This is a genomic window from Cetobacterium sp., assembly GCF_051653945.1.
Taxonomy (GTDB): Bacteria; Fusobacteriota; Fusobacteriia; order Fusobacteriales; family Fusobacteriaceae; genus Cetobacterium_A.
Genome location: NZ_JBOFXD010000092.1, coordinates 1 through 10,711, shown reverse-complemented (window position 1 = coordinate 10,711; position 10,711 = coordinate 1). Strand labels below are relative to the sequence as shown.

The 10,711-nt window shown below is 31.5% G+C and carries 11 protein-coding genes and 1 rRNA gene; all 12 read right to left on the bottom strand.

Annotated elements, in window-relative coordinates; genetic code table 11:
• Nucleotides 1–124: GTP-binding protein (locus ACRC8M_RS10040; protein ID WP_438504918.1), on the bottom strand; the 124-nt coding region annotated here is incomplete at its 3' end.
• Nucleotides 125–236: 112 nt separating this feature from the next.
• Nucleotides 237–2,318 (bottom strand): elongation factor G, encoded by a 2,082-nt coding sequence (fusA, locus tag ACRC8M_RS10035; RefSeq protein WP_438529010.1) that lies wholly within the window; start codon nucleotides 2,316–2,318, stop codon nucleotides 237–239.
• A 36-nt stretch (nucleotides 2,319–2,354) separates the two neighbouring features.
• Nucleotides 2,355–2,825 (bottom strand): 30S ribosomal protein S7, encoded by a 471-nt coding sequence (gene rpsG, locus ACRC8M_RS10030; protein WP_023051096.1) that lies wholly within the window; start codon nucleotides 2,823–2,825, stop codon nucleotides 2,355–2,357.
• Between the two features lie 25 nt (nucleotides 2,826–2,850).
• Entirely contained in the window at nucleotides 2,851–3,219 is a 369-nt protein-coding gene (rpsL, locus tag ACRC8M_RS10025) for a 30S ribosomal protein S12 (RefSeq protein ID WP_023051095.1), read from the bottom strand.
• 122 nt (nucleotides 3,220–3,341) lie between these two features.
• Nucleotides 3,342–5,243, bottom strand: a complete 1,902-nt coding sequence (locus tag ACRC8M_RS10020) for an ABC-F family ATP-binding cassette domain-containing protein (protein ID WP_438529009.1) — start codon at nucleotides 5,241–5,243, stop codon at nucleotides 3,342–3,344.
• Nucleotides 5,244–5,307: 64 nt separating this feature from the next.
• Nucleotides 5,308–6,645: a sodium/glutamate symporter gene (locus ACRC8M_RS10015; RefSeq protein ID WP_438529008.1), complete on the bottom strand. Its 1,338-nt coding sequence runs from the start codon at nucleotides 6,643–6,645 to the stop codon at nucleotides 5,308–5,310.
• Nucleotides 6,638–7,108: a cyclic pyranopterin monophosphate synthase MoaC gene (gene moaC, locus ACRC8M_RS10010; protein ID WP_438529007.1), complete on the bottom strand. Its 471-nt coding sequence runs from the start codon at nucleotides 7,106–7,108 to the stop codon at nucleotides 6,638–6,640. The genes ACRC8M_RS10015 and moaC overlap by 8 nt, the downstream gene beginning before the upstream one ends.
• Nucleotides 7,092–7,883, bottom strand: a complete 792-nt coding sequence (locus tag ACRC8M_RS10005; protein WP_438529006.1) for an XdhC family protein — start codon at nucleotides 7,881–7,883, stop codon at nucleotides 7,092–7,094. Before ACRC8M_RS10005 ends, moaC begins: the two co-directional genes overlap by 17 nt.
• Nucleotides 7,852–8,688 (bottom strand): selenium-dependent molybdenum cofactor biosynthesis protein YqeB, encoded by an 837-nt coding sequence (gene yqeB, locus ACRC8M_RS10000; RefSeq protein WP_438529005.1) that lies wholly within the window; start codon nucleotides 8,686–8,688, stop codon nucleotides 7,852–7,854. Before yqeB ends, ACRC8M_RS10005 begins: the two co-directional genes overlap by 32 nt.
• Before the next feature lie 9 nt (nucleotides 8,689–8,697).
• Nucleotides 8,698–9,534, bottom strand: coding sequence for a hypothetical protein (locus ACRC8M_RS09995; RefSeq protein ID WP_438529004.1), 837 nt, complete (start codon nucleotides 9,532–9,534; stop codon nucleotides 8,698–8,700).
• Between the two features lie 15 nt (nucleotides 9,535–9,549).
• Nucleotides 9,550–10,524, bottom strand: coding sequence for a UDP-glucose 4-epimerase GalE (gene galE, locus ACRC8M_RS09990; protein WP_438529003.1), 975 nt, complete (start codon nucleotides 10,522–10,524; stop codon nucleotides 9,550–9,552).
• Nucleotides 10,525–10,591: 67 nt separating this feature from the next.
• Nucleotides 10,592–10,708: ribosomal RNA gene (gene rrf / locus ACRC8M_RS09985) — 5S ribosomal RNA — on the bottom strand.
• Between the last annotated feature and the right edge of the window lie 3 nt (nucleotides 10,709–10,711).

Here is a 10,711-nt window from a genome sequence, read left to right as displayed (position 1 = left end):
CTAGTCCCATATCTGATAATACTTTTGATATTGCTGCTGTTGTTGTTGTTTTTCCGTGGTCAACGTGTCCGATTGTTCCGATGTTAACGTGCGGTTTGCTTCTTTCAAATTTTTCTTTAGCCATTTGAAATTTCCTCCTATTTTTCTTTGTATTTTATAATTTTTGTTGTGACTCAACTAAGAGTCACAACATTATTAAACTTTTTTCAAGTTGAAGTTTTAAAAAAGATAACTTATTATCTTCCTCTCTCTTCTTGGATAGCTTTTTGAACTGACGCAGGAACTTGTGCATACTCTTCAAATTCCATAGAGTAAGTTGCTCTTCCTTGAGATTTAGATCTTAAATCAGTTGCATATCCGAACATTTCTGATAAAGGTACTTTAGCGTTGATTATCTTCGCTCCGTTTCTATCAGTCATTCCTCCGATCATTCCTCTTCTTGAGTTGATATCTCCTATGATATCTCCCATGTACTCTTCTGGAGTAGTTACTTCTACTTTGAAGATTGGCTCAAGGATGATTGGTTTTGCTTTTTGAGCAGCTTGCTTAAGTGCCATAGATCCAGCAATTTTGAACGCCATCTCTGACGAGTCAACCTCGTGATATGATCCATCATAAAGTGTAACTTTTAAGTCAACCATAGGGTATCCAGCTACAACTCCACCTTCAAGTGCTTCTCTACATCCTTTTTCAACAGCAGGAATATATTCTCTAGGAATTGCTCCTCCTGTTATTTTGTTAACAAATTCGAACTCTTTACCAGGGTTTGGCTCAAGAGTAATCTTAACGTGTCCGAACTGTCCTTTTCCTCCAGATTGCTTAGCATACTTAACTTCTTGGTCTTGTTTAAGACTTATAGTTTCTCTGTAAGCAACTTGTGGTTTACCAACTGTTGACTCAACTTTGAATTCTCTCTTCATTCTATCAACGATGATCTCTAAGTGTAATTCTCCCATTCCTGAGATGATTACTTGTCCAGTTTCCTCATCAGTTTTAACTCTGAATGTAGGATCCTCTTCAGCAAGCTTTGATAAAGCTAGACCCATTTTTTCTTGGTCAACTTTTGTCTTAGGCTCAACTGCAACTGAGATTACTGGCTCAGGGAATTCCATTTTCTCTAGAACGATTGGAGCATCTTCAGCACATAGAGTATCTCCAGTAGTTGTATCTTTTAATCCAACTGCTGCTGCGATATCTCCACAGTAAACAACTTCGATTTCCTCTCTTTTGTTTGCGTGCATTTGAAGAATTCTTCCCATTCTCTCTTTTTTACCCTTTGTTGAGTTTAAAACGTAAGATCCTTTTGTAAGAACTCCTGAGTAAACTCTGAAGAACGTTAGTCTTCCAACAAATGGGTCAGTCATAACTTTAAATGCTAAAGCAGCAAATGGAGAGTTATCTGATATCTCTCTAGTTATTTCTAACTCTTCGTTCTTAACGTCTGTTCCTTTGATTATTCCTTTATCTGTTGGAGCTGGCATATAAGTGATGATAGCATCAAGTAATGATTGAACTCCTTTGTTTTTGAAAGCTGTTCCACAAGTAACTGGTACTATTGTGTTAGCTAAAGTTGCAGCTCTTAAAGCAGTGTTGATCTCTTCTACAGAAATCTCTTCTCCTCCGAAGAACTTCTCCATTAACTCATCAGAAGTTTCTACTACTGATTCGATCATGAAAGTTCTAGCTTCTTCAGCAGCATCTGCTAATTCAGCTCTGATATCTCTTAACTCGAAGTTTTGTCCGTTATCAGAATCTTTTGGCCATACAATCTCTTTCATTTCTAATAAGTCGATAACTCCTTCGAAGTCATCCTCAGCACCGATTGGTAATTGAATAGGTACTGGATTAGATCCTAATTTTTCTTTAATATCGTTAACACACATCTCGAAGTTAGCTCCGATTCTGTCCATTTTATTAAAGAAAGCTATTCTAGGTACACCATATTTGTCAGCTTGTCTCCAAACTGTTTCAGACTGTGGTTGCACTCCGTCAACTGCTGAGAATACAGCAACTGCACCATCAAGTACTCTTAGAGATCTTTCAACCTCAACTGTAAAGTCCACGTGTCCTGGTGTGTCTATTATATTTACTCTGTGATTTTTCCAGAAACATGTTGTAGCAGCAGAAGTAATTGTGATACCTCTCTCTTGCTCTTGCTCCATCCAGTCCATTGTAGCGGCACCTTCGTGAACCTCTCCAATTTTATGAGCTACTCCAGTATAGAATAAGATTCTCTCTGTTGTAGTAGTCTTTCCTGCGTCGATATGAGCCATGATACCAATGTTTCTAGTCATTTCTAAAGAAACGCTTCTAGCCATTTTGTTATCCTCCTAAATTTTAAATTACGACTGAAATTAGAACTTGTAGTGTGCGAAAGCTCTGTTAGCCTCTGCCATTTTGTAAGTATCTTCTTTCTTCTTAATAGTAGCTCCCTCATTGTTTGCTGCTGCTATTAACTCTGCTGCTAACTTTTCGATCATTCCATACTCTTTTCTTTGTCTTGTATAAGTAGTTAACCATCTGATAGCAAGAGTTTGTTGTCTCTCAGGTCTTACTTCTACTGGAACTTGATAAGTAGCTCCTCCGATTCTTCTTGATCTTACTTCGATCTGTGGCTTAATGTTATCTAATGCTTGCTTAAATACATCGTACCCCTCTTGACCAGTTTTTTCTTTTATTAAATCCATTGCAGAATAGAATATTCCTTCAATGATTGACTTTTTTCCATCTAACATGAAAGAGTTGATAACTTTAGTTACAACTTTATCAGAATATCTTGAATCAGGTAATACATCTCTTTTTACTGCTGCTCTTCTTCTTGACATTTACTGTCCACCTCCTTAATAATTATTACGCTTTCTTAGCTCCGTATTTAGATCTTGATTGTTTTCTCTTAGCAACTCCAGCTGTATCTAAAGCTCCTCTGATAACTTTATATCTAACTCCTGGTAAATCTTTTGTTCTTCCTCCTCTTACTAGAACGATTGAGTGCTCCTGTAAGTTGTGTCCCTCTCCTGGGATGTATGAAGTTACTTCGATTCCGTTAGTTAATTTTACTCTGGCAACCTTTCTTAAAGCTGAGTTTGGTTTCTTAGGTGTAGTAGTATAAACTCTTACACACACTCCTCTTCTTTGTGGGTTTCCTTGTAATGCTGGTGATTTTTTACTCTCTTCAAGAGTTTGTCTTCCTTTTTTTACTAATTGACTTAAAGTAGGCATTTTACCCTCCTTCCTCTGAATTTTTTTATTTATTATTTTTAAATAATATTTAACTTTAGTATTATAATCGCTTTATTGCAAAAAGTCAAAGATAATTTTACCACAAATTTATTTTTTTACAACTATTTTTTTAATTCCTCTAACTCTAAAGCTGTTTCGTCCCAGCTTTCCATAGCATCTAGAATTCTTTCATCTCTTAAATCTATCTCTTTTTGAATATCCATCAATTCATCTAAATTGTTATTTTTTCCAGCAATTTCATATTTCTTTTCTAAATCAACTTTTTCACTTTCTAATCTTTCGATTTCTTCCTCTAATTTTTTATATTTTTTTTCTAAGGTTGTTATTCTATTTCTGCTTCTTTTTTGCTCTTCATAATTTAAACCTGCTGTTTCATCTTTTTGTTTCACATTATCCTTTTGTGAAATATATGTTTCGTAATCCCCTTTGAATAAAGTTGCTCCATCTTTAGTAACTTCATATATATTGTTAACAACACTTTCTAAAAAATATCTATCATGAGATACAACAATAATTGTTCCATCATAATCTTCTAAAGCTTCCTCTAATATTTCTCTAGAATAGATATCTAAGTGATTTGTCGGCTCATCTAATATTAAAAAATTAGGTTTTGATAAAATTAGTTTCATAAAAGCTACTCTAGCCTTTTCTCCTCCAGATAAAGACTTTATTTTTTTATCTACATCATCTGCTGAAAAAAGAAATCCACCTGCTATAGTTCTTGCCTCTTCATCACTCATTGGAAAAGCATATAATAATTCTTCTAATATTGTATTTTCCATTTTTAACCCTTGATGATTTTGATCATAATAACCTATCTTTACTCTTTCTCCTACTTCTACTACTCCACTTTTAGCTTTTTCCAATCCATTAACAATTCTTAAAATAGTTGATTTTCCAACTCCATTTTTCCCAATTATTCCAATTCTATTTCCTCTAAAAACTGTTAAATTTAAATTATTAAAAAGTTTCTTTTCTCCATAACTCATACTTAAATTTTTTAACTCTAAAACTTTATCCACACTCGGAGTTTCAACTTCAAACTTAAGCTTAATTTTTCTTATTCCTATGATTGGATTGTCACTTTTTTCCATTCTATCTAAAAGTTTTTGTCTTCCTCTAGCCTGCTTTGATTTCTGCCCAGCTTTATAACGTCTTACAAACTCCTCCATTTTTCTAATTTTATCCTGCTCTTTTTCAAAAGATTTCACTGCTCCTGATAGATAAGCCTCTTTTTGAATGACATATTCAGAAAAATTACCTTTGTAAGCCTTTAAAGTTTTTCCTTCTATTTCAAAAACTCTATTAACAATATTATCTAAAAAATATCTATCGTGTGATATAACTACAAAAGCTTTTGGATAATCTTTTAAAAATTTTTCTAACCATTCAATGGCTATCAAATCTAAGTGGTTAGTTGGCTCATCTAATATTAACAACTCTGGTTCTTCTAATAAAATTTTCCCTAGAGCTACTCTTGACTGCTGACCACCCGAAAGATCTTTTATTTGCACTTTCCACATCTCTTCTGGAATACTCAAACCTATTAATATCTGTTTTACTTTATATTCAATTGCATATCCTTCTTCTTGCTCATATCTACTACTTAAAACAGCCAACTCTTCCATATGTTTATCAAAATTTTCTAAATCATTTGCAATCAAATTATTTAATTCCTTTATTCTTTCATAATCTGATTTCAAATTAGAAAATACACCTATTAGTTCATCAAAGATTGTATTTTCTTTATTCAGATTTATACTTTGAGAAAGATACCCTATTTTCAGTCCACCTTTTTTAGAAATTGTTCCTCTTTCATTTGTTTCTGGATTGGGATCTCCCTCTTCTAATTCCATCATCATCTTTATCAATGTTGATTTTCCTGCTCCATTAACACCTATTATTCCAATTCTATCCTTTTCATCTATTGAAAATGTAATATCTTTTAGTAAAGACTCTCCTGAAAAGCCTTTATATAAATTATTTACACTTAGTAAAGCCATCGTCATTCTCCTTTTTATATATTTATCCCTTTAATTATACCACAAGTTTAAAAAAAGAGTGGATTTATCTTTCCACTCCTTTATTATAATATTCTAGACTCAAAATCGTTAAACTAATTAAAACTATTAACAGCACCATTGGATAAAAATAGTTATACGTAAAACTCAGTTGAATACATAGCGCTATTAAAATTGGTCCTAATAATGCTGTTATTGAAAATCCTAATGAATAATCTTGCAAAACCGTTGTTTCTAGTTTGGGATCACATATTCTCAAAAGTAACAATCCTGTTATAAATACACCCGTTGATGTTCCAAACATCGCTAAAGTTCTTTCTAAATGATAATCTTTAAAATATTTTTTAGAAAGTTGATATATTACTACCCAAGTAATTGAAAATCCAACTAAACTAGTAACTATAATCGGAAATATATAACTTACAACACCTTTTAAAGGAATTGTTGCTACTGCTGCAACTATTGCAAACTCTGTTAATGTTCCTGTTATTTTCCCCTTTACTTTAGAGTCTATACTCCACTCTAATTTTAGTTTAATCATTATCTTCCAAATAAAAAACATAGCTATCATACCAAATGACCAAATCGTTAATTTTGATAATAATGGAATTTGAAGTTTTTTAAATATATTTAATATTATTATAGATAAACCAGAAACAGAAAAAATAATAGCTAAGTGATAAGCTAAGGTATCAACTGTTGTTGTTAACATAGTTTCTTTTCCTAAAATTGCTTGTTTCTCTCTATTTTTTATATATCCATTTTTATATTCTGACAACACTTCATTTGTTAAGATATTTCCAACTTTTCTTTTTATTTGAAATATACCAAAACCAATTCCTGTAACCAATCCAATCGTTGCTAGTGTTATTGTTACTCCTTGAGCTAATTCCCAGTAGCTACTTCCTAATTCCTTTAAGGTTCTAGCAACTACCCCAGCTGTTCCATGTCCACCTGCAAATGCTGAATTTAGCTCAGCTCCAAAACTTTTATATAATTTAATATTAAATATTTTATCAAAAATAAAGTTAATAATATATCCTATAAATAGCTGTATAAATGTTACTAAGAATAATATTCCACCTGTATTTATTGTATTTTGAAAGACTTTATTTTTTCTTTCCAACTCCATCCCTAAAGGAATAGATACTAAAATAGGTACAATCAAAACTCCTGGTAGAGCTCTCATTTCATTAATCCAGTTTTTAGGTATTATCTCATAATACTTCCCAAAAAAATCTGGCCCTATAATCAACCCAATTATCCCACCTATTACAGAAGCTGGTATAAAAAGTTCTTGAAACATCCCTATCTTACTTTTTATAATTATTCCTAGTATTAACAAGATACTCAGATATGCAGCTATATTTAAGAAATCATTCATTTATAAATTCTCCTGATTTCCCTCCTGTTTTTTTACATAACTTTATATCGCTAATTAACATTGTTTTGTCCATAGCTTTACACATATCATAAATTGTTAAAAGTACCGTAGATACCCCTGTTAAAGCCTCCATCTCCACCCCTGTTTTCCCAAAAGTTTTAACAGTTACTCTAGCTTCTATAGTTAAGTCTTTATCTAAAAAATTGAATTCAACTTCTACTCCTGTTAAAAATAATGGATGGCACATAGGTATTAAATCACTAGTTTTTTTAGCTGCCATAATACCTGCAACTCTAGCTACTCCTAAAACATCCCCTTTTTCAATAGTACCTTCTTTTACTTTATTATAAGTTTCTAAATTCATAGTAATTTTTCCACTTGTTATAGCCACTCTTTTAGTTTCTTTTTTCTCTGTTACATCTACCATTACTGCTTTTCCATCTTCATTAAAATGTGTTAACATCTTTTGTAAGCCTCCTGTGAATCAACTCTCCATTATTTTTAACTTTTAATATCTCTGCCATAATCTCTACAGCGATTTCATATGGACTTCCATCAGATATTTTTAACCCAATTGGAGAGTATAGTTTTTCTTCAGGAATAACTATTCCACTTTCCGATATTCCTTTTTTTATCTCTATAACTTTTTTCTTACTTCCAATCATTCCAATATATCTGCTTTGTTTTTTCAAAATACTTCTCAATGCCTTCTCATCTGTTACATGTCCCTTAGTTACAATTACATAATAAGAGTTCTCATTGTCAGCTAGCTCCTCTATAAGTTGCTCATAATCTCCTATTTTTATATCTGTTACATGATTTTTACACTCTTCTCTATCATCAAAAATAACTCTTTCAAAATCAGAACTTTCCAATAGTTTATATAACTTCTGTCCTATATGACCAGCTCCTATAATAACAATACGATTTTTAGGATTTATAACTTTTATGTATCCTTCAACACTACCGCCACAACTCATGCCTAACTCAGCCTCTTTTGTTAAGTCGTAATCGAAATTTTGATTTTCATTTTCTTCTAAACATTTTTTAGCTTGATTAATAACTCTATGCTCTACCAATCCTCCGCCAATAGTTCCTATAAAATCATCTTCCCACACACCCATTAGAGTTCCTTCTTTTCTAGGTGTTGATCCACTAGATTTAGTTAATGTAACTAGAGCTACCCTTTTTCCTGATTTAACAATTTCAAAAATTTTCTCCAAAATATTTAAATCCATCCTTCTCCCCTTTCTCTATAATTTCACTAAAAATAGCTTCAACAACTGAACCACCTAAGGCTCTAGCTTTATCAGATATCGTAAAACAATTATTATATTGGTTTAACCTCGGATCTATATCAGCAATTTTTAAACCTTTTTTTACATCATAGTCATCTCTAATTATTCCTCTTAACAATCCATCTATACTAGCACCAACCACTCTATTATCAATAGTTCCTATCGGTTCATCTTTTTTTACAAAATCACCAATTTTTTTTAAAGATTTAAACTTTCCAGGTACTTCAGCATAAATAACTCTCTCAGTCGTAAAGCCACTTATATCTCCAGGATTTCCTGTATTTTTTTCAGCTTCACCAACCTTTATAATTCTTCCCAAATTATGACCTCTCATTGTTTCTATAACAACGCCCACATCTTTTCCTGCTATAAATCCAGGTCCTAACCCTATCGTTATTGGTGCCATCATTATTGTTGTTCCTAAATTTTTTTTTGCTATAATAGCATCTACTACAATATCAGGTTTCAATTCTTCTATCCATTTCCCACATGAGTCGATTACTATAGGTATTTCTTTATTTAACCAACATTTTTTAACTTCTTCAAGTGTTTCTATTTTTCTAGCTTTTACCCCCTCAACAACCTGTTCTCCATTAAAATTATATATGCATTCTGAAAAAGATACTGTTCGTCGAATAGAACTAGGCTTGTCTATTTCTAAAACCAGCATTTTAAAGCCACACTTATACAAACGATAAATAACTCCTGTTGCTAAATCTCCAGCTCCCCTAACTATAGCTAACATAATCTCTCCTTATTTTTCAAGAAATTTATTTTTATACTCCCAATACGAACTTTCCAATCTTTTTGCTATTTCACCAAAAATTTTACATGTATTTTCTATAAAATATTCATCTACTGTTATTCTTTTTCCAGTTCTTAAATTAAATATTTTAACTATCTCTTTTTCTATCGATTCAGGTATCTCAGTCATATAATCATGAAGATAATCATTTCTTATTTTTCTAACAATTCCAATAAAATTTCTCTCATTCTCATTCAAAGAAAATCTGTTTTTCATTGTTTCTTCTAAAAATAAAATATAACTATTTAAATAAGACATATTTTTATTTTGAATCTCCTCTAAATCTAAATGTTTATCATAAGCAATATCTTTAGTTATATTTTTTAATAACACTTCAAATATCATAAAAATATTCAATAGGTTACTCATATGATGTATCTCTTTAAAAGCATTATTATTTATAAAATAACACTTACTATATTTAGAAAATTCTTTTTCATCATCCCTTGTAGAAGTCAAAGATTTCCTTGAGACTTTTTGATATTCTTTTAGAAAAATACTATTTATACTGTATATTCTATATATTGTGGTCATTCTTATCTCGAACTCTTCAAAGAATTTTGCACTTCCATCATTTACCACAAAATAGGGATTAGGTTCACATGGAATCGTTTCTATCTGTATACAGATATTTTTTAAATAATCTCCATTTTTTTCATCTTTATGCTCACAATTTTTACACCCACAATTTTCACTGTTACACTCTTTTTTTCTTTCACTATTTTCCTCTGTTTTTACAACTTCTTGATCTTTCTTCTTTGTAAAAATTCTTTTAAAAAATTCCACGATTCACCTCCGATTCTAAAGACTTCTATACCAATTCCAAGCTGTTTCAATTATCTTTTCAACATCTGTATATTCAGGTTTCCACCCTAATATTTCTCTTGCTTTTTCACTAGCTGCTACTACTGATGCTGGATCTCCTTCTCTTTTCTCAACTACCTCTGATTTTATATCAATATTTGTAACCTTTTTAGCTGCATTTAGCATCTCTAAAACTGAAAATCCATTTCCATTTCCTAAGTTATAAATTCCACTAATATTTTTATCTAATGCTGGCAAAGCAGCGATATGTGCTCTTACTAGGTCAACTACATGAATATAATCTCTTATACCTGTTCCATCTTTTGTTGGATAATTATCTCCATAGATACTTAGTTTTTCCCTTTCGCCTTTTGCTGCTTGTAAAATTATTGGAATTAAAGCTGTTACGCCATCACCTTTTTGTCCTATATGATATTTTTCATGAGCTCCTCCAACATTAAAATATCTAAATATAGAATAATTTATCCCATAAGCTTTTGCTGCATCTATTATAACTCTTTCAGCCATTAACTTACTAGCTCCATATGGATTTATTGGAGCAGTTGGATAATCTTCATACACTAGCCCATCACATTTAACTTCACCATAAACTGCGGCAGTTGACGAAAAAATTATATTTTTTACACTGTATTTTTTCATAACTTCAACTACATTCATTACTCCATAAGTATTATTCAGATAATACTTATTTGGTTCAAATACACTTTCACCAACTTTTATATAACCTGCAAAATTCATTACTGCATCTATTTTATTTTCTTTAAAAATATTTTCAAAAGAATTTATGTCTCTTATATCTCCTTGATAAAATTTTGCTCTCTTATCAACTAATTCTATGTATCCATTTTCTAAATTGTCTAAAACAATAACATTATACCCTGAATCCAATAATTCTACTACTGCATGACTCCCAATGTAGCCAGCACCGCCAGTAACTAATATATTTTTCATATAACACCTCTCTACAATTTAATTTTACCTATTAAATTATAGCATAATTTTACAAAAAATAAAAAAAGATTGGCAACTTCCTATCCTCCCAGGGGGCTGCCCCCCAAGTACTTTCAGCGTTTATGGGCTTAACTTCCAGGTTCGAAATGTTACTGGGTGTACCTCCATAGCTATCGTTGCCAATCAA

Excerpts from the sequence above, each read along its gene's own strand:
- fusA (WP_438529010.1), bottom strand. The coding sequence starts at position 2,318 with ATGGCTAGAAGCGTTTCTTTAGAAATGACTAGAAACATTGGTATCATG.
- rpsG (WP_023051096.1), bottom strand. The coding sequence starts at position 2,825 with ATGTCAAGAAGAAGAGCAGCAGTAAAAAGAGATGTATTACCTGATTCA.
- rpsL (WP_023051095.1), bottom strand. The coding sequence starts at position 3,219 with ATGCCTACTTTAAGTCAATTAGTAAAAAAAGGAAGACAAACTCTTGAA.
- ACRC8M_RS10020 (WP_438529009.1), bottom strand. The coding sequence starts at position 5,243 with ATGGCTTTACTAAGTGTAAATAATTTATATAAAGGCTTTTCAGGAGAG.
- ACRC8M_RS10015 (WP_438529008.1), bottom strand. The coding sequence starts at position 6,645 with ATGAATGATTTCTTAAATATAGCTGCATATCTGAGTATCTTGTTAATA.
- moaC (WP_438529007.1), bottom strand. The coding sequence starts at position 7,108 with ATGTTAACACATTTTAATGAAGATGGAAAAGCAGTAATGGTAGATGTA.
- ACRC8M_RS10005 (WP_438529006.1), bottom strand. The coding sequence starts at position 7,883 with ATGGATTTAAATATTTTGGAGAAAATTTTTGAAATTGTTAAATCAGGA.
- yqeB (WP_438529005.1), bottom strand. The coding sequence starts at position 8,688 with ATGTTAGCTATAGTTAGGGGAGCTGGAGATTTAGCAACAGGAGTTATT.
- galE (WP_438529003.1), bottom strand. The coding sequence starts at position 10,524 with ATGAAAAATATATTAGTTACTGGCGGTGCTGGCTACATTGGGAGTCAT.